Raw genomic sequence first — 19,051 nt, 5'->3', positions numbered from 1 at the left:
AAGGCAAGACGATGCGGGAACAAGATCCGGAAATGGAAGAAATTATGGCACAATTGCTTGCAGTTGATGCAGATATCACAGCACGCGCAGTCGCTCGTTTGCATCCAACGATCAAAGCCGCATCATCGATTACGCGCAGCGAAGTCCGGAGCAAGCTGTTGGCCGACTACCAAGAGCGTCAGCGTGAATATCGCCGTTGGCAAAGCCGCGCGAGCAAGCAGTCGAGCGCCGATATATCTGCAACTTTGGCCAAGAAAGAGCTACGCATTGCTGAGCTTGAGGCCACAGTACAACTGCTGACTGCTTCCCATGTGGCTATGCTTCGCGCTGTGGGTGCCGCTGGAGGCTTCAGCAAGTGGGCTCAATTCTTCGACGCATTTAAGGAGGTGCGAGATACGTTAATTCAGGTAGGTGCTGTGCCATTGAATGTCGCACTTATCGACGAACCAAACGTTCCTCGTGCAGCAAGCAAAACGCCGAAAAGGAAGCTTTGACACCGCTATAGCGGTTGAACATCATTCGTCATGGCCGGCCTTCCCTGCTTCGGCCTCCAACCGAATGCGTTCGACAAGCTTAACGCGTTGCTTGGCCTGATCCGACTTCATTTCCTCATGTGATATCCACTGAGTATTTGGGTCGTCAGCTTCTTTCAGACCTTGCCGGACTTGCTCACGAAACCAAACATCGTAATTCGATGATTTCATATTCAATACCCCATTTCTTTTTAGTGCCAGGACGCCAGCACATTCCCGACATCGGCAGTCGATTCACAACGGCACAAGGCGACTTAACTCAACCCGCTGAAAAAATCCATCATTAGAAGATAATCCAGGTATACGATCCGAAGATGCGAGAAATCCTGGAAGAACTGCGTGCTAATGATGCAGATATAACGGCGCGAGCGGTCTCGCGTTTGCATCCAGTGATCAAAGCAGCGTCATCTACCCTCAGTAAGGTGGCTTACCGCCCGGCTGCCAATCGCTAATTCCGGAAGTAATTCCAATGAGTACATGTTATCCCTGTGCTTGCGTTATTCTCACGTACGTTCTATCTAAAATTTGTTATGACTTACCGCAGATTGCCTTCAAAGAGGTTCCTAATTTATTGAGAGAAGCTAGGATTTCGCTGACGTCTTTCTCTGAGACTACAATACGCTGCCCCTCCTTATAGGTCGTGTCTCCAGATTTTTTCATATATTGTGAATCTACCACCCCATCATTATGGGCTAAGAGGTGTCGTTTTTGGTAAAGGACCATTAGCCGCTTAAGTTCATTGCTGTCCAGCCAATCGCCGTAGCCGTGACCAATAGCAGCCTCCCATAATTTGCTACCATGGTCTATACGCTGAAAAGCATTGAAAGGTGCCGTGCCGAAGTCAGCATACAGACCTTCGCAGAATTTCTGAAATGCAACGACCCCGTCTGAAATACAAGTTTCCAATATTGACCTGCAAGTCACCTCAGCTTCATCTTTGCCGACATGGTCAATTAAGGCGCGGCGGACAATTTCTAAGTTGTCACGCTTTACTTGAATTTTATTTAGCGCATCCGAGTAGTTTCGGGTCACGGAGTTGTGGCCGCATGAAGGACAAAAAAATGCGCTACCAATTACGGCATACCGCGAACTGCATACTTCACACCGTACCTCCAACTGCATCTCTTCAGCAGCTTGAGCAGGAATGACAGAGGTTTGAACTCTGCCGCCAGTGACCTTCATAGAGATAGAAACGAAGCCGTTTCTCGACTGCTGGCGGTTAAATTTCTCTGCACCTGAAACCAAAGCATTGTGAATCTCTCCCCTTACCACTTTAAGGGCCTGCTCTCTAGCATGATTAACCTGCGCTATCGAGTGCCACTGATTTGAAGGTGCCTCATGGCGACACATAGGGCACCAAACAGCTTCGTCCTTAAATATGTTAGTCCAGTCATCGGTATGGACCTTAAAGAGAAATTCACAATCCTTTGAAGGACATTGCTTGTCGATATAACCCTTGGCGTCACCTTCTACGGGAACCGATATTGATTTCAAAGTATTAAGCTTCTTTATGAGGTCTTCAAACATATCTCACCATTCCGTAATGAAAGTAGCCAGGGCTTCGCAAGAAAGGCGCTGCATGGCATCGTTTCTGGCAACTTAATCTGCATCGCTCTTACTTGAGATTAATTTAAGCACAAGCCGAAACAGTTCGGCTTGATACTGCGCGTCATGCAACGCGTTATGGTCGCCGGCAAGCTTTGGATGCACAAACGCTGCAATGGAGCTCGATTTTGTGCCGTGCCAAGAGCAACCCGTCGCGCCCATAAATAGCGCCTTGATATCAAGCGCAGTGAAGCCAAAGGGATTTTCCCCACAGAAACGGTGAAAGTAATAGTTGACAAACGACCAGTCGAATGGCGCGTTCAATCCAACGAATACAGGCGTCACCCCTTTCGGCACATGTTCAGCAATCCAACTTTTGAACTGTGCCATCCCCAGCTCCGGCGTAAGGCCTTCCTCATCGGCTTGTCTCAAAGAGAGCCCCGTGACTTTAAGTGCCTCGGCGATAAATTTATCGCTGATTGGTTTCAACATTACAGAAAAACCGACGTTCGGATTTTCAACCAAACAAGCGCCTATGGTGAGCATGCTGTACTCGGCCACAATTGGCCCCGCCGTCTCCACATCCACGGAAATAAATACTTCTCGCTGCTCACTCATATAGTCCGCTTTCTAATAATTTTAGCCCGACTTACAACCTAGCCAGCCATCACTGGCGATGGTTGAAGACCTTTGGCCGCCTGTACGAAATGTTCCACCTTTAACGCTTGGTCAGGAAAAGCCATTGCGACTGCGGCTGGATAGAGGCGTGTGCGAATGTCCGAATAAGTCCAACCAGGTTTATCCCCATCAGGAGCAGTCGCCTTAACGAGCACCGTTACCTCTGTCGGCTTGACGTGAAGATCCGCCAAGTCTTTGCTAAACAACTCAGTGCGCTCGTCGTCTGATGGCCGGAGGAACTCTTCAACAATGGACGCCCTCCTCAGTACTGCAGCGTCGAGCGCCCCAAGGCGGTTCGTACAAAGAATGGCGAATATTCGGCCGCCATGCTTGCGTAGGTCATCGATGGCTTGAATCAGAGTATTTACGCCTACCTTGTCTTCATGGTGGCTTTGGTCTTGGCTACGGGAAGCTCCCAGCGAATCACCTTCATCTATTAATAAGAAAGCCCGCCGTGATTTGCCGATGGACTTCGCGATTTCGGCAAAAGCTTGCGAAATCAGTGTCCCCATCTCTCCAACTTGGCCTGAGCCCCGTACTCGATTGCTGAGCTTGTAAAGGATGCAGTCCTCTATCTTTGCCTCTCGCGCAAGACGGTTCGCTATCGCTTCCGCTGTTGCTGTCTTGCCTGTACCTACGTCACCGTAGAAGATTGCCAATGGATACTGCTCACTTAGCATACTGACCACCGCAAGCTTGGTTCCATGGTGCTTCTTGCTCCAAGCCTCCAGTTCGCCAGCTTGAAGCAAAAGCCGCAGCTGCATATTGACTCTTGCATAACGTGCTTCAAAACCAAGCAATCCTTTTTCTTGTCGCCCAAGATGCTGGTCTGGAAGCACTACGCTGGTCTCGAATACTGATGTGCTACTCATTTATAGTCCTTCCTGTCCGTTCCAAAGCCGTTACTGCTATAGCCACGCTCGCCGGACATCTCCAAGCTGTTATGGGTCGTATCTGCATCGGTTGGGCTCCAACCAATGCGAAGTTTTGACGAAGTCGCCGCTTTTATTTCAGTCGTGTACTTGGAACTGTAGTAGAGCACCACACGGATGTGGCCTGATGGCTCCTCAGGCCACCGTACACCACCTGGCCTCGATGAGCCAGTAGCATCGGCTCCAGTCACAAAATTGAAACGGGTGGCACGCAACTCATTGGAATTGGTCAGCAAAGTGACATCGACCGAATTTAAATAACCATTCTTTACTAGGTGCTCGATATCATGTGCGTAGTCGCGAGCCATCACCTCTGTCATTGCCTTTGTACTTGAAGCAATCATGACGAGGTCGGCAGTCACGCGACGCATCACATTTTCTACGTCTGCGACGGTATAGGTGCTGGTCTCGGTTTTAGTGAAGGTCGAACTCATTCTGCATCCTTGATCTTGAATCGCGGCCCAAATATTTCCTTCCACACGGAAACATCCCCCTCCTCAGAGGCGTGGATTGCCGTTTCCCAAGATTCGTCGGCAATCTTGACGATTTCCTCACGCTCATCCTCTGAGATTCGAGAAGCCACGTTGTTCTCGCTATTTGCTGGGTCGACGATGACTACTGGCGTCGTAAAGGCGGTAGCTGTCTTCCCATGATTTTCACGAAAGTCAATTCGCTCCTTAAGTCCAGACTGCGCGATGTAAAGTAAAAAATCACGAAAACGCTTCTCGATGCTCTCTTGTGCGCCGTCCCTATCTAGGAGATAGGCCATAATGAGTTCGATATGGAAAGACTTCAGCCCAGGAGGCTGTGCGTGGTTACGCCAACGTTTGGCCAAGCGTACCAATGTGCGGAAATGTGCGTCATCTTCTTTACGGTCACGAACGAATTTGATTTGGCAAGGCGCGCAGGTTGAGCTTTTGACTCCAGTCGATAGATCATATTGCCAGCCGTGGTTCTCGCGACTCGGGTCCTGCACTATCGGTACGACATCAACGCTGAGCCCCGAACCGATAAACGTAACGGTTGCTGCTTTTTTTTGAATTTCGAAGTCTTCGACGGACTTGCTGGGATAAATGTTGATGAGCAGGGAGTGAATCATTTCGCTCAGGCTATCTAATGTTTCCTGATTGGCATCTTTGCCGCTGATATAAAAAACTACGTCAACATCTACGGGGTCGTCCGTTGTTTTCCTGAGAATTGTGTATTTAGCGAACGAGCCCGCCTTGACGACCTTGGTAATCTTCAGCGCGGATTTTTCGGTCACATGCTTTCGTAGCTCATCGATAAGCCTGTCCACCTGCTGATGGTACTCCTTACGTTTCTCTGCCGGAAGTCGTAGAACGTTTCCATCGTAGTAAGAGAGTTCTGTATTCGTCAGCCCCATCCATATCCCCCCGTGATTCCGCGCCAGACAGGCGGGAGTTGAAAAATCTCTGTAAATCAGCTAGTGATAGACAGGCCGTTAGCTACGTAATCCGCTGTGACAACAGCGGCCGCCTTAGCCGCCAAGGCGTGAAACCGGTTGTCCTTAAGTGAATCGCCAAAGTCGCTGATTCCACGAATCACCAATACCGGTACATCCCGCTGCGCGCAGGCAGCAAACACTCCGGCTCCCTCCATCTCGGCAACTTCTGTCTTGCCATGCAGTTCACGCAATGCACGAAACTTGACTGGGTCACGGAGAAGCAACTCCCCGCTCGCGATGGTGGCCGGCCTCGGCATCAGGTCAGTTACGATCGGGCCAGCGTCTGTTTCGATGGGGAACACAACTTCAGCGGCCGAGTAAGCACGCTCTAACCGTACTCTTGCTGCAGTTGTGTTTGCAAGATATCCATTCAAGTCTTGCTGCACTTTCGTTCGGAGCTTGGTGATTTCAGGACGAGCTTCAACCTTTCCCCCCTCTAGCGCTGCACCACCTTCATACGCCACCATCCGGTCTGAAATTACGACCTCGCCCAACTTACACTTGTCACGCATACCTGCAGCAATCCCAAGCATTACTACATGAGCCGGACGTAGTTCTGACAGCAAAAGCGCTGTGGTGGCTGCCGCGTCTACATTACCAGCGCCCCCGAAACTTGCAATAATGCAATTAGCGAAAGTGCCGTCAGGGCGAGTAACATGAGCGCTCCAAATGTGAAATCCAGATGCTGTACGGGATGCAAATATTTCCTCGCCAATCTGAAAGGCCTGCTTGGCTGCAGCCAACTCGATAGGAAGTGCCGTCAAGACAAGGACATCCGGTGGTTCTGAAGCCCGTTTTGCCAGCACTTCCGCCTCAAAAATATCAACTATCTTTCGTGCGATTTCATCGAAGTCCAGCACCGGCTCCTGAAGCGACAACGCGGACAATTTTCTAGCCACTTCCTCTCCCGTGTGCGGCATATAGGTCAAAGGCTGCGCTCGAAAAGCCTTCATTATCGCAAGCGCTCCCTGACCATCTTCACTGTTGGCACCAAGCTGCAGGTCAAGCGGTAGAACAGGAAGAAGCTTCTTGACCATCTTTCGGCCCCTGTCTAAGACTCCCTTGCCACCGCCGAGCGCAACCATGGCAGAAGCAATATTAGTCTGCTCGTCACCGACGTTGCCACCTGTCAAAAGTTCATCGTCTATTGTTACAGACTCCGCGATACCTCTGGCGACAAGTCGATTTATGAGGACTCGTTGCTCTGGGCTTGCCTTAAGTTGCATTCGCGCATCGGAAACAACGACTTTTAATCGAACCTTAGGTGATTCACCTGGCAATGTCGCATCTATTGCGCGGACGACGGTCCAATCAAAGAGAAGAGGTTTCTGATCCAAATTGACTGGTTCAGACGAGAGGTAAACTACGAAGCCAGCTCCTGCGTCAAGAACCCTCGTCACAAAGGCTCGGACAAATTCATGGGCCCTATCAATTAGTGAATTATCGGTAGTGTCAGAGATGCTCCCGGCCAGCAGGAAATATTCATTGACTAGCGTCTTATTGGCATTTTTCATTTGTTAAATGTAACATAAGCTTGCTCTATTATTGCTCGCCAGCCACTTGATATTGTTTTAATAATAGATATACGTTGCGCCATATTATCTGGCCCGGGCTGCGCGTTCATCTTTTGCCGGCTATTAGTTATCATGTATTTAAGTCGCGACGATGCTCTATTCGCATCGAGTTGTATGCGTTGGGGACGTTGAATTTATATGCATCAATTGAAAATTTTCTCAATGGATCACACTATGAAATATTTATATTTTCCGGACTCGGATAGAGGACTTAACAAAACTGAAGTGTTTGTTTCCATGCCAATATCGCAAGACATACTGAGTGTCCATGAAGCTGTGCGATATTTACGCGACAATTTTCCATCTCCACTCCATCTGAAAATGACCTCGCAGAAAGGTATGACTGTAAAACTGAAGGTAATTGCAAATCCGCAATTTTCATTTGGCCGAGAACTCCCTCAAGAGAATTCCCAATTAGATATTGATGAAATTCTTTCGGTGCTTACTTCAAATGGACTGCCCGCCAAAATCATTTGCGAATCAAATTAAGCGAACTGCTATCAGTTTTCTGCACAACTGGCTAACAATTGCAGCGCTGCAAATGGATTGAGAAAGGCAGCACAACAAGTGTGTAGTTAGCGGTATGGTGTTGATGAACAATAAGAGTTTCATAGATGAAATTTTTCCGCGTTGCTTCACGTCAAGTAACGGAACTCGGCTTTGATGCGAAAGCGAAGAAGATGCTCTGTTAGGGGCTCTCCATGTAACACATATAGCAATAACCATACGCCTATCGATTCTTGATGGAACAAGGGAGATAGTTTTGCTCGAACGTATTCAGTTGCTGCGAAATATGGGCCAGTTCGACTCCGTGGATGGCGGCGCGCAGCTTCCGTTTGCGCGGCTAACGCTCATTTACGCGGAGAATGGGCGCGGTAAAACTACACTCGCATCGATCTTCCGCTCCCTATCGACTGGCTCGGCGAGTCTTGTTCTTGAGCGCCATCGTTTAGGCGCGGCCAATCCGCCCCACATAGTCCTTGGTGTAACAGCCGGTGTGGCGCAGTTTCACAATGGTGCGTGGGCCGCACCCATGCCAGAAATTGCCATCTTCGACGATGCCTTCGTCGCTGCCAATGTTTGCTCGGGTGTGGAGATCGATGCCGGACATCGCCAGAATTTACATGAATTGATCCTCGGCTCTCAGGGCGTCGTACTGAATGCGGCCCTGCACGGGCATGTGCAACGTATTGAGGAACATAACCGAGCGCTCACACAGAAAAACAATGCGATCCCTGCCGTCGCACGTGGCGGCATGGCCGTTGACGATTTTTGCGCGTTACCCGCCAATCCTGACATCGACGCCGCTATCGAAGCAGCCGAGCGTAATCTTGCAGCTGGACAATCGGTCGAAGCCATCCGCCAGCGAGAAGCCTTCCAGGCACTCTCGCTTCCAGCCTTTGCCCCCGATGCACTCAATGAACTCCTAGTTCGCACGCTCCCTGACCTTGAAGCTGAAGCAGCTACACGTATCCGCAATCATCTGCGCAACCTGGGTAACGGCGGCGAAACTTGGGTTGCCGATGGCATGGGGCTCGTCGAAGGAGCCTCCAATGAGCATGATCACCGTGTCTGCCCCTTCTGCGCGCAGGATCTCGCGGGTTCTGATCTGATTGCCCACTATCAAGCTTATTTCAGCGACGCTTACCGTGGACTACGAAACGCTATCAGTGAAGTTGGAGAGAACATCAATACCATGCACGGCGGCGATATTACCGCCACTTTTGAACACGCCGTGCATATCGCTAAGGAGAACCAGGCGTTCTGGAATGCCTTCACGGAAATTCCCGAAGTGTTAATCGACACTACGTTCGTTCTGGAATGCTGGATCGCAGCCAGGGATGCCGTTCTGACCACCTTGCGTGCCAAGGCGGCCGCACCGTTAGAGCATATGGAGCTCTCAGAGGGCTCGCTTACCGCCATTCGTGCTTATGGCGCCTGTCGTGACGACGTTATAGCTCTATCCAATGCGCTTCAGGCCACCAATCCGACCATCGCTTTCGTCAAACAGCAGGCTGCAGCTGCGAACCTTGCCGCTCTGGCTGCGGATTTGACACGGTTACAAGCGATTAGAACCCGTTACTCTGATCCAATTAGCGGCTTGTGCCAAGACTATTTAGATGAGAAAGCTGCGAAGACGGTCACCGAGAACCTTCGCAGCCAGGCGCGCGCCACACTCGACAATTATCGCCAGAATACCTTTCCTGCCTACGAGGTAGCGATCAACACTTATTTGCAGCGGTTCAATGCTGGTTTCCGTCTGGCTTCGGTCAATCCTGTCAACAATCGTGGCGGCTCGTCGTGCAATTACAACGTGGTGATCAACAACGTGCCGGTCGCTCTATTGGCTGACGCCGGCCCCGCCTTCCGAAACACCCTTAGTGCTGGCGACCGTAATACGTTGGCACTTGCGTTCTTCTTCGCTTCACTAGACCAAGATCCGCAGCTCGATCAAAAGATCGTCGTGATAGACGATCCGATGACAAGTCTGGATGAGCATCGCTCGCTGACGACGGTCCAGGAAATGCGTCGTCTGCTGATGCGCGTACACCAGGTGATCGTGCTTTCGCATTCCAAGCCGTTTTTGTGCCAATTGTGGGACGGAGCTGATACGGCTGCGCGCCAAGCAATCCTGATCCACCGCGAAGGAACAGGATCAAATCTCGCCGCTTGGGATGTCAATCAAGACTGCATCACCGAGCATGACCGCCGCCATGCCCTCGTTTCGGCCTATTTGCATGCGGCTGATCCGATGACAGAGCGCCGAGTTGCCGCCGCGCTGCGTCACATCCTCGAAGCCTTCATGCGAGTTGCCTATCCTGCCCCGTTCCCGCCAGGGACTTTGCTCGGACCTTTCCTCGGAATCTGCCTGCAGCGCGTCGGTCAACTGAATCAAATACTAAGTCAGGTCGATATCGATGAGGTCCGTGCCATTCTGGCCTATGCCAACCGCTTTCACCATGACACAAATCCCGCCTATGAGCTCGCTGCGATCAATGATCAGGAGTTATCCCACTTTTGTGGCCGCGTTCTCGCGTTCACCAAGCGTGGATAGCCAATGGAAGAATGACGCATTCATGCGCGACTAGCCATGCAAAGACCTTAAAAGACAACGACTCCTGAAATCTTTATGGATGCAGGAGCCGTTTTTATCCCAGTAACCCCCAAGGATTACTTATCTAAATACATATGTCGTGCACGACGAAGTAACAACTAAGAAGGTACGGTCACACCTTTGCCGGATTCCGCATCCAGGAATTTTTGCATTGATATTTTGACCGAGTGCTCAAGTGACTCCTGCGCGGAATATTCGAGCTTTTCTTCTTCGTCAAGGTCACGTAGCCATTTCAAGGTTTCCCGGACTCTCACTGCAAGATGGTCAATCATGGCTTCAGCAAAATCACAATCGGGTTTTACCCATTTTTCGTCGTCGGCGAGTTCGTCGAACACACAAAAAATATTATCTCGCACCATGTCAAAGTCTATATCCCAATTTGGCTCGTCGCCAATTTCGAACACTTCCAATATCGTGCTAACAACCGCGTGAGTGGAGACGTCCACGCGTTGACTAAAGTATTGGAAAAACGCCTGATTTGCCTGTTTATCCCCTGCTCGACTACTGGAAAAAAAGATGTCTGCAGTTTTGTCAAAATTAATTCCAGCCGCTGCATTGATAACTTCTACTGCAATGTCCGAATTAGTTCGCAGCCAAGCGAAGTCGCTCTCACTTCCGGCTACGAACGGCAAAGTACTAACGGGTACGTAACCGCCTCTCCCCTCTCTGAGTATCCCCAATCCAGTTATGTCCCCGTGAACGGGAATCACGCAGGCACCTTCGATTTTGCTAAGTACACGAGCTAGTTCGTACATTGTGTTTGACAGCTCAATTAAGTCGCTACTGATTGCTGCCGTGAACAAGGTACATGCCGTTTTGATGTCCACTTCTCGATTGCGGATTCTCATCTGCGCACGAATATTGGTCTCAGAAATGTCATTCGCCTCGATACAGCCATGGCGGTTGAGACTGGCAGAAGCTGCAGAGTAATTTCTTCCCATGACAATTTGAGCCCAGGTATCCTGTGCGGAACTCAATGGAAGGTCTAAGTTTTGATCTTTGAGCGCTTTTCTGAAGCGAGCAAATGTACTGCGCAATGTCTGGCGTGTGAATTGCATCGTCAACCTTTCGTGTTCGATAGATAATCTGGCCGCTTAAAAACATCGAACATCGTTAACGAGGAAATCCATTACCGTTGGGAATATGAATAGTGTGCTGGTCGGCCAGAACCAAGGGGACCACCCTTCGAACAACGCTTATACGCCGCTCTCCTGTAAAAATTTTAACCCATATTTATCAATAAACAAAGATAATTTTTTGACCAGTTCTCCAGCGACCTTTGTCAAATGATCGAGGACGGATCTCCGTTGTTCGCGGCAGTTGCGACGCAACAGTAAGATGCTAAACACGTCTTCAACATCGATTCCCTGTTGCGTGATGCGACAATTTAAACGCAACAAAAAGGTAATCAAAGATAGCGCAACAGATAATTGTGCTATTTGTGCTGTTTTGACGAATAATCTCTTGGAATATCTGAAGATTCGTGCAGCGCAACACCTAGCCTAAAGTACCAAGATTGCGTACTTCGTCGTGCGCAGAACAGATTGCCTTATTTCTGAAAAGAAAGAATAAAGTCTGTCGAGTTTTAATAAAGTCTGTATGGATTACCGCGATTTCCCTTTCAATCCAACCGATCCAACTATCTGTTCAATATCACCAATCGTCGTCATCTACGACGCCACCTCGATGGAAAAAGATCAGCAATTGCGCCAGATAAATATCCAAACCGTGCGCGTCAAGCTCGGACTGGTCAGCAAAACGGCAATCATCCACGAATTTCCCCGCAGAGTGTTGCCGTATAAAAACGCAATATAAGAACAGCCGCACCGGCATTGCTACACCAGAATGCATCGCAGGATAGCTGCGAATTGCGAATGTGATACATTACTTATTCGCAACTAACCTGGGGGAGGTTCTATGGAGTCCGGCAATACCGAATCAAGGTTTTCTGACAAGATTGTGATGTGGCTGGTTCTCAGCCACGCCGCAGCACTCTTAGTCGGCGCTGTTATTCACTGGCGCCTGACCGCTATCTAATTCGGCTTCAAAATCTCAACGCTAAATCGCTCCAGCTGGCAGGTGTCAGTCGATACCGCCAGCTGACACGTAATCAGCAACGGCGGATCTTTTGACGTGTCGACCGCCGCCGTCACACCCCCCCGAAGCAGACGCGCCAAACGACTTATTTGCGTAACTTCATGCCAATGAGTAGTTCGGCATTTCAGTACCGACCGACTGGTCATGGTCGTTCGCATTAACCATCCTCTTGCTGAACACGACAGCATAGCTTTTTGCGAAGCATTCATTTATAAGCAGATCAGTCTGCATTCCAGCTTGTGGTCAGCGCTAGCCACGCATTAGATCGAATTGATGATCGCAGCAGCCGAGGAAACCTGATGCGCAGCCAAGTAGCCGGCGGCCTGATCGAGTTTCTGTTCCATGCCTGTATTCCCGGAGTACTTCACTCTCTTTTGATACAAGGTATAGATCAGCTGCAATTCGCTTTGGCTCGAACTGACCCCGAAAGCTTGCTGCATGGCCGTCAGGAAGCTATATCCGAATTGCTGTGTCGGCTCTATCATCGTGCCTTCGCCATAGTCATTCCAGGTGGCGATCTGGATATTGTTGACGTCGGCGGCGGCAATGGCCTTGTTGAGCGTTGTCGAAAATGTCGCGCCATAAGGCAGGGTCCAAGCTGGCCCGGACCAGCCGCCGGCGCTATAGAACGTATTGAATCCCGGATAGGCGACGCCGAATTTGATGTTCAGGGAACGGTTATTGTAGAAACTATCGAGCCCAGCCATGCCGTCTGAGAAAATCCACGGGAATTCGCCTTTGCCGTTAGCGCCGACTTTATCGATCGTGTACCAGAGAGAGAGGAAAGTGGGCGGCGTGGAAAAGGCTGAAAGTATCGCGTTCCAGTCGGAGCCATTGAGAAAAGTCTGCGGCCCGAAGTCCATCACCAGCGGCGCACCGTTCAGCTGGATATAGTTGCTTTTCGTGGTGTAGTTGTTCTTCAGGTATGCCATGTCTTGTTTGGCTGCATCGATCTTGTTCGGGATCAGTCCGGCGTCATAGGCCATGCCTACATTATGGTCTTCATAGACCATGGCGAAACTCAATCCCATCTTTGCAGTCTGGGCCACGATGGCCTCGGCATTCTGCCGGTTCTTTGGATAATCCCAGACATTCTGGCTGCCCGGCCAGTCAATCAAGACGCCGTCGACACCTGCATATTTCATCAGGAGCAGTTGATATTCGATGATGTACGGATCGCCGGAAGCGTACGGTCCGGTTTGCGGATAATAATACGATGCGATCTGGCGCTTGCCGTTTGCATCGACGATATTCGGATTCTGATTCGCCATGGTCCAATGCTGGCCCCATGCGCCGTTGCCCGACGAACTATTGGTTTCAAACCACGGCATCATATGGACATACACTTTTTTGGTCCCTGTTTTGGGAACCGCGACAGGTCCGGTCGACGTCGATGCACTGCCGATGCTGAACCAGTTGAAGTTGCCGACCAGGCCGCCGTTGACTGCGCTGTCCAAGTGCAGCTGGATCACGTGCTGCCCTGCGCTGAGCGTCATGTTGGTGGAAAGCGTTTGCCAGTTCTGCCAGCCCTTGGTATCCGGAACCGTCAATTCCGGCGTAGCGCTCACGCCGTCTACGTTGAAATGGAAAGTGCCGCCCTGCCCTTGGCTGGCGACCCGGACTTGCACTGTGTAGTTGCCGGCAGCCGCCACATTGACTGTGTAGTTGAGCCATTCGCCGGCGGTGGTCCAGCCGACGTCATATCCAGTGCCGGTATCGGAGGTCGCTTCGATACCGACTCCTTCCGTCTTCCGATACTGGCCGCCCTGGTTGTTATTGCCCTGATTGTAGTAACCGACATTCTGTCCGCCGGTATCAAAATTTTCAGCCTGGATTGTCCCTGGAACTGCCCATGGCGTCCCGCCATAGGGAGCGCCGGCGTTGGCAGCGAGTTTCGAGCTGGCGCTAGCCGACGTCGAGCCGGATGTGCCGCCGTCGCTGCAGCTGCTCAGGAGGCACATGCCGATGAGGACAGGCGTGACGCTTTTTACTAAATATCTGATAACGGTAGTTTCCAAAATATTTTCCAATACGATTTTTACTTCGGTGTGGGGTAATTGCCGATTGGTACCGCTAACATAAAGCCGGTATTGCAGATACCCAGGCCGTCGTGTTGCAGCGCTCGGCCGCTTGGTGTGCGAAGTGCCTAGTTATAGTCCGAGAGTCGAGATGAACTTGTTGGTATGCCGGACCACGTTGCCGACCGCATAATTGACGCCGGTGCTTTCAGGTAGAGTACCGGCAGGTTGCGGCAGGTGTTGCAGTGGCTTGGCTGACCACGCTTTCCGTGGCAACCGGGCCGGCGCCACGCGCTGAGAAAACCAACTGATTGCGAATCCTTTTATCATCTTCGATTTCACTTGATTCTCCTGGATAGATTGGGAGGACTTGCTTGTTGCGAGCGCGGTCCGGGATGCCATAAATCGATGCAGAAAGTTGCCGGTCCGGGTTTTTCGCATCCGTGTAACCTATCCAATATATTTCCATATGGAAATATATTGCCTGATGACTGTAGAGGACGGGAAAATTGCAGTCAACCTGTATCTGAGTGGTATTACCAGGAAGATTTTCCGCTCATGTTGCGGCGCAATGAATGCGATGGCAGGCCGTTGTTTACAATGGATTTTCCGCAAATTATCCGGCCTGTTGTTTTTACAAGTGGACTTAATGTTTTCTCGCGAATTTTTAGTAAAAACTGGGAGACACCATTGAAATTGGGAGAATTAAGATCTGCGCGCACCAGGAAAGGCGGCACTCGCCAGAGAAATATGAACAACTGAAAAATCGACGTTTCGCCGGGCCGTTGTCCAGCGAAACGAGAGATTCTGACGGACCCGCATAATGACTTGCCTGATCCTGTCCGCTTTCAGCAAGACCAGGTCTGCGATCCCCTGCTGATTGCGCAAGCGATTGCCAGCCTTGTATAGAACACATAACAATTTAAGTTCCTGGAGCTTCCCATAGCTCGACCCGGTTACCTTCGGGATCCATCACCCACCCAAATTTGCCAAATTCCGATTCGTCAACCTTGGCATCGACAGAGCAGCCTTCCGAGCGCAACTGCGCCAGCAAAGCATGTAAATCATCGACGCGATAATTGATCATGAAAGATTGGGTGCTCGGTGCAAAATAGTCTGAGTCGCTTGGGAATAAGGACCAGACAGTTTTTTCCTTGTCGATGGGGCCATTGGCGGCATTCGGTTGAAATACCACACCGCCCCATTCTTCCAGGCTGAAACCAAGATGATCCCGATACCATTCGCGCAGTTTTTCAGGATTCTTTGCTTTAAAAAACACGCCGCCGATGCCAACAACACGCTTCATATCGCCTCCTTGGAGAGACATTTATCGAAAAAAAATCGATTCAGATAACTGATCGCCACCTCGCAGATACTACATGATCAAGTAATTCCTGTGCCCGGATTATTGCCCGCTGAAAATAAGTCCATTCAGGAAGCGGCTATGCGCCAAGCATCATCGGGCTGGGATTGATTGCTCAAGCGTAGGGCGTGCCGGCCATTGTAGCTTTCAGACCGATGGTTCCCTTGTCAACAATAGCGAGAAAGACGGCTTTCGCTTCCTCTGTATCCCGCCTCTGTCGAAAGGTCCGGTGCCCCTGGATCAGGGCCACGGTCCAGGTCGCCAAGAGCAGGCTGGCCGCCAGCTGGGCGGCGGGATCGGCAGGTTCCCGCCCTGCGCATTCGGCTAGCGCCACCGCTACCACTTGCGCGATCTCGTCGCGTATCGCCCTGGCCCGGGCCTTGAGGGTTTCGCTGCCCTCGATCGTCTCTATGAAGCCTTGGCTCTCAGCAGAAAATCTGACGTAAGGGCTATCTTCCGCAACCAGCCGATGCGCCAGCAGACGTAAGGTCTCGATCGGAGCGATGCCAGCATCGCGCTGCCGCAAAGCGTCGCGCAGGATCTCCCTGCCCTCCTCGTCACGGTCAAAGAACATATCCTCCTTGCGGGGAAAGTGATTGAACACCGTCATCCGCCCGACGTCGGCGGCTGTCGCGATCTCGTCCACCGTCACATGATCGAAGCCCCGCTCGAAGAAGAGGCGCGTGGCGGCATTGGAGATGCCTTGTCGCGTGGCGAGGCGCTTGCGGGATCGAAGGTCAGATGACATTGAAATGTAGCCTTGATATTTATATGTACTGAGTATATATTACGACTCGGTATATGTAAAGGATCAGATATATGGAAAAACAATTTGATGTTGTGGTGGTTGGAGCCGGACCGGTCGGACTCCTGACGGCCATCGAGCTGGCGTTGGGCGGCGCGGACGTCCTCGTGCTAGAGCGTCTGGCCGGCGTGAACATGACCATGAAGGCAATGTCGGTCGGACCGCTTGGCTGCGAAGCGTTGACGCGTCGCGGGATGGCCGCGGCCATTGCCGCCGCAGAGGCGAACACTTTCGCGGCGATGGATGAGTTCGCAAAGCAGACCGGAGCAGAGCTGCGTGGTCGGGCGTCGAAGTACAGTGGCCATTTCGGTGGACTGTCTCTAATCCGAAAGGACGCGCAGAAAGAGCCGCAACGGCGTCCTCGCCTGGTGCGTCAGCATGAGCTTGAAGTCATGCTGGCCGATCGCGCGCGCGTCCTTGGGATTGAGGTGCGCCGCGGGTGCGGCGTCACCAGCTTCGTCCAGCAGGCGGACGGCGTCGACCTGGAGTGGGTGTCTTCGACGGACAAAGGCCGTATCTCCTGCTCCTACCTGGTAGCTTGCGATGGCGGGCGCAGCTTCATCCGCAAGATGGCCGGCTTTGACTTCCCCGGCACGGCGCCGACGTCGACGTTCTACCAGGTTGTCGCGGAGATCGATCATCCCGACCGGCTGTTGCCTATTGGCTGGAATCGCACATCGGGCGGGGTGTTCGCCTACGGCCCCGTTCCCGGTCGATTGTTCATGCTGGACTTCATCGGTCCACCGGTGGATCGGCAGGCGCCGGTCACACGCGAGGAGATCGAAGCGGTCCTGCGCCGCATCAGCGGTGCGGACGTCCGTGTGAAAGCGCTCGAAAGCGGAAGCCGGTGGGCGGACAACACGCGGCTTGTCGATAGCTACCGGCTAGGCAGAGTGCTGCTTGCCGGTGATGCGGCGCATGTTCACTCGCCATTTGGCGGCCAGGGCCTGAACCTCGGGCTTGCGGACGCTGCAAACCTCGGTTGGAAGCTCGCCTCGGTCATCCGCGGCGAGATGCCGGAGAGTCTGCTCGACACCTACACGGCTGAGCGGCGGCCAGTCGCCAAGGCCGTGCTGGCCAACACCCTTGCCCAGATCGCCATCCTGCGGCCCGATCCGCAATCGGGTGCGATGCGGGACATCGTGGCGAACCTCATGCAATTCGATGACGTCAACCGCTTCATCGGAGAGATGATGAGCGGCCTTGCCACCCGTTACGATCTCGGCTCGAAGCTGGACGCGGTCGGACGGCTAATCGGCGACCAGCCGATCGGCCACGGCGATGCCGGCGTCTCGCTCTACGATCTCATGCAGGATGGCACGGGCGTTCTTCTCGACGCCTCAACCGAGGGGAAGGCTTCCAGGCTCGTTGCAGCCGCCACGCAGAAGATATGTTGCGTGGCCGTCGCTACAGGGCCTTCGATGCTGATCCGTCCCGATGCCTGCGTTGCCTGGGCCGGCGAGGAGGACAGCATCGATGGATTGGAGGAAACGCTCCGTCGCTGGTTCATAGATTCGGACGAGGCTTGCTATAGTCCACAACAGGTCGGACCTCTATCGAGCCCAGCCTGGCCAGAGGAATTCCCGCCGCAATCCGCACAGCCTCGTTGAGGTCGCGTGCTTCGATCACGATGAAGCCGCCCAGCACTTCCTTGGTTTCCATGAATGGGCCGTCCGTCGCCGACATCCTCCCGCCGCGGACCTGCACGGTCATCGCCTGGTCGGGCAACTGAAGGGCTAGATCCGTCACCATGTGGCCGCTGGCCTTCAACTCGTTGTTATAGGCGCCGGAATCACGCAGCGCCGCCTCGGCCTCGGCGCTTTGGTTAAAGACCTTGTGAGGATCGAAATAGACTAAGCAGGCATAGCGCATGACGGGACTCCTTTTTCGTTGTGGTGTGAAAATCAATAGTCGTCCGGCGCCATCGGAATTCGACATAACTTTCAATTTTTCGGTGGATTGTTAATTTTTTCTGGCCGGCTGTCGAAATGGCGCACTGCGAGGCGACTATGTTTACCTTAACTAGGAACTCATGAACCATGACCACCTACACCCTCTTCACCCCGCTCACCGGGGGCCGCAAATGTGGGGAAATTCGCTTCCGTATGGGAATCGCCCCGATCATCAGGGCCCGCTGCCATTGCCATCAATGCCAAAAGGTCAGCGGGTCAGGCTTTCGTACTAGCGCTATGATCGAGGTTGATCATTTGACCATCCTCGAAACCGAGTCCCAGCCATTCCATGGCGCTGACCAGCGTAGGTATTCGAGTAATGTGCCTCGCCACTACCACCGCGGAGTCCATGGCGGGTTTGCCTCGACATTTGATGGTGGGCACCATGCGATCAGGAGTAGCTGATGTCGACACCACCGAAAAACAACATGATAGTTTCGTGTTTATGCGGACGGGTCGAACTCGAAGCGATTGGCGCTCCAATTTCAAGCGTTGTCTGCTACTGCGACGATTGCCAGGAAGGTTCCCGTCAAATTGAAGCGTTACCGAATGCAAGCCCCGTTCAAGATCTCGATGGCGGGAGCGCCTACATCGTCTACCGAAAGGATCGCGTTACGTGTTCAAGGGGAGCCCTGCTGTTGAAGAGTCTTAAAATCAGAGAGAAATCGGCCACAAACCGCGTCATCGCTACCTGTTGCAATTCAGCAATGCTCCTCGGCTTCGATGACGGGAAACATTGGGTTGATGTGTACCGATCAAGGTGTAAAGGAGACCTCCCTCCTTTGCAGATGCGTATTTGCACAAAATTCAAGCCCGAGAACGGCGACGTTCCGAGCGACCTGCCCAGTTACTCGAGTTATCCCTTCAAATTTCTGGTGATGCTTTTAGCTGCCCGGATTGCAATGCTGTTCCATCGATAGGTCTCGGTCTGGGATATTCACAGCCCGGCGGCGTTAATTGACTCCTTTTCCGAA

At 52.1% G+C, this 19,051-nt stretch carries 20 protein-coding genes; 7 read left to right on the top strand and 13 right to left on the bottom strand.

The window, feature by feature from the left end; all coding sequences use genetic code 11:
* Positions 1-11: 11 nt before the first annotated feature.
* The gene (locus tag BCF11_RS24340) at positions 12-494 is read left to right on the top strand and encodes a hypothetical protein (RefSeq protein WP_098497024.1); all 483 of its coding nucleotides are present in this window, start codon (positions 12-14) and stop codon (positions 492-494) included.
* Between the two features lie 21 nt (positions 495-515).
* Here BCF11_RS24340 and BCF11_RS24335 read toward each other — a convergent pair whose 3' ends face one another.
* From BCF11_RS24335 to BCF11_RS24305, 7 genes are all read right to left on the bottom strand, one after another.
* Positions 516-704 carry a hypothetical protein gene (locus tag BCF11_RS24335; protein ID WP_098497023.1) on the bottom strand — a complete coding sequence of 63 codons (189 nt, stop codon included), beginning with the start codon at positions 702-704 and terminating at the stop codon, positions 516-518.
* Positions 705-1,061: 357 nt separating this feature from the next.
* Positions 1,062-2,060 (bottom strand): hypothetical protein, encoded by a 999-nt coding sequence (locus BCF11_RS24330; protein ID WP_098497022.1) that lies wholly within the window; start codon positions 2,058-2,060, stop codon positions 1,062-1,064.
* Positions 2,061-2,132: 72 nt separating this feature from the next.
* Complete coding sequence (locus tag BCF11_RS24325) at positions 2,133-2,696, bottom strand: 3'-5' exonuclease (protein WP_098497021.1); 564 nt, start codon at positions 2,694-2,696, stop codon at positions 2,133-2,135.
* 38 nt (positions 2,697-2,734) lie between these two features.
* Positions 2,735-3,628, bottom strand: a complete 894-nt coding sequence (locus tag BCF11_RS24320) for an ATP-binding protein (protein ID WP_098497020.1) — start codon at positions 3,626-3,628, stop codon at positions 2,735-2,737.
* Positions 3,625-4,122 carry a hypothetical protein gene (locus tag BCF11_RS24315; RefSeq protein WP_098497019.1) on the bottom strand — a complete coding sequence of 166 codons (498 nt, stop codon included), beginning with the start codon at positions 4,120-4,122 and terminating at the stop codon, positions 3,625-3,627. Before BCF11_RS24315 ends, BCF11_RS24320 begins: the two co-directional genes overlap by 4 nt.
* The gene (locus BCF11_RS24310; protein ID WP_098497018.1) at positions 4,119-5,072 is read right to left on the bottom strand and encodes a CBASS oligonucleotide cyclase; all 954 of its coding nucleotides are present in this window, start codon (positions 5,070-5,072) and stop codon (positions 4,119-4,121) included. The genes BCF11_RS24315 and BCF11_RS24310 overlap by 4 nt, the downstream gene beginning before the upstream one ends.
* 56 nt (positions 5,073-5,128) lie before the next feature.
* Complete coding sequence (locus BCF11_RS24305) at positions 5,129-6,667, bottom strand: 5'-methylthioadenosine/S-adenosylhomocysteine nucleosidase (protein WP_098497017.1); 1,539 nt, start codon at positions 6,665-6,667, stop codon at positions 5,129-5,131.
* 234 nt (positions 6,668-6,901) lie between these two features.
* Between BCF11_RS24305 and BCF11_RS27830 the strand changes: the two genes are divergently transcribed.
* Together BCF11_RS27830 and BCF11_RS24300 are read left to right on the top strand one after the other, a co-directional pair.
* Positions 6,902-7,216: a hypothetical protein gene (locus BCF11_RS27830; protein ID WP_143751454.1), complete on the top strand. Its 315-nt coding sequence runs from the start codon at positions 6,902-6,904 to the stop codon at positions 7,214-7,216.
* A gap of 274 nt (positions 7,217-7,490) precedes the next feature.
* Positions 7,491-9,782: an AAA family ATPase gene (locus BCF11_RS24300; protein WP_098497016.1), complete on the top strand. Its 2,292-nt coding sequence runs from the start codon at positions 7,491-7,493 to the stop codon at positions 9,780-9,782.
* A gap of 158 nt (positions 9,783-9,940) precedes the next feature.
* Here the strand turns inward: BCF11_RS24300 and BCF11_RS24295 are convergent, their stop codons facing one another.
* Complete coding sequence (locus tag BCF11_RS24295) at positions 9,941-10,900, bottom strand: hypothetical protein (protein WP_143751452.1); 960 nt, start codon at positions 10,898-10,900, stop codon at positions 9,941-9,943.
* Between the two features lie 541 nt (positions 10,901-11,441).
* On the opposite strand from BCF11_RS24295, the gene BCF11_RS24290 reads away from it, so the two are divergent.
* Positions 11,442-11,657 carry a hypothetical protein gene (locus BCF11_RS24290; RefSeq protein WP_098497014.1) on the top strand — a complete coding sequence of 72 codons (216 nt, stop codon included), beginning with the start codon at positions 11,442-11,444 and terminating at the stop codon, positions 11,655-11,657.
* A gap of 542 nt (positions 11,658-12,199) precedes the next feature.
* Here BCF11_RS24290 and BCF11_RS24285 read toward each other — a convergent pair.
* The 4 genes from BCF11_RS24285 to BCF11_RS24265 form a co-directional block, all read right to left on the bottom strand.
* Positions 12,200-13,957 carry a carbohydrate-binding protein gene (locus BCF11_RS24285; RefSeq protein WP_098497013.1) on the bottom strand — a complete coding sequence of 586 codons (1,758 nt, stop codon included), beginning with the start codon at positions 13,955-13,957 and terminating at the stop codon, positions 12,200-12,202.
* Positions 13,958-14,089: 132 nt separating this feature from the next.
* A complete protein-coding gene (locus BCF11_RS24280; RefSeq protein ID WP_143751450.1) occupies positions 14,090-14,299 on the bottom strand; it encodes a hypothetical protein in 210 nt (69 codons plus the stop codon).
* 580 nt (positions 14,300-14,879) lie between these two features.
* The gene (locus tag BCF11_RS24270; protein ID WP_098497010.1) at positions 14,880-15,263 is read right to left on the bottom strand and encodes a VOC family protein; all 384 of its coding nucleotides are present in this window, start codon (positions 15,261-15,263) and stop codon (positions 14,880-14,882) included.
* Between the two features lie 172 nt (positions 15,264-15,435).
* Positions 15,436-16,068 carry a TetR/AcrR family transcriptional regulator gene (locus BCF11_RS24265; RefSeq protein ID WP_233212620.1) on the bottom strand — a complete coding sequence of 211 codons (633 nt, stop codon included), beginning with the start codon at positions 16,066-16,068 and terminating at the stop codon, positions 15,436-15,438.
* Between the two features lie 71 nt (positions 16,069-16,139).
* On the opposite strand from BCF11_RS24265, the gene BCF11_RS24260 reads away from it, so the two are divergent.
* Positions 16,140-17,735 carry an FAD-dependent monooxygenase gene (locus BCF11_RS24260; protein ID WP_098497008.1) on the top strand — a complete coding sequence of 532 codons (1,596 nt, stop codon included), beginning with the start codon at positions 16,140-16,142 and terminating at the stop codon, positions 17,733-17,735.
* On the opposite strand, the gene BCF11_RS24255 is transcribed toward BCF11_RS24260, so the two are convergent.
* On the bottom strand, positions 17,632-17,997 hold the full coding sequence (locus BCF11_RS24255) for a YciI family protein (protein ID WP_098497007.1): 366 nt from the start codon (positions 17,995-17,997) through the stop codon (positions 17,632-17,634). The genes BCF11_RS24260 and BCF11_RS24255 overlap by 104 nt on opposite strands.
* Before the next feature lie 167 nt (positions 17,998-18,164).
* Between BCF11_RS24255 and BCF11_RS28725 the strand changes: the two genes are divergently transcribed.
* Together BCF11_RS28725 and BCF11_RS24245 are read left to right on the top strand one after the other, a co-directional pair.
* A complete protein-coding gene (locus tag BCF11_RS28725; RefSeq protein ID WP_098497006.1) occupies positions 18,165-18,482 on the top strand; it encodes a GFA family protein in 318 nt (105 codons plus the stop codon).
* Positions 18,482-18,997: a GFA family protein gene (locus tag BCF11_RS24245; protein ID WP_199111028.1), complete on the top strand. Its 516-nt coding sequence runs from the start codon at positions 18,482-18,484 to the stop codon at positions 18,995-18,997. The genes BCF11_RS28725 and BCF11_RS24245 overlap by 1 nt, the downstream gene beginning before the upstream one ends.
* Positions 18,998-19,051: the final 54 nt, after the last annotated feature.

This window comes from Collimonas sp. PA-H2, from assembly GCF_002564105.1.
In the GTDB taxonomy this organism is placed as follows: Bacteria; Pseudomonadota; Gammaproteobacteria; order Burkholderiales; family Burkholderiaceae_D; genus Collimonas.
Note: the sequence above shows the minus strand (reverse complement) of the source record. Positions and strands in the feature narration are given on the sequence as shown.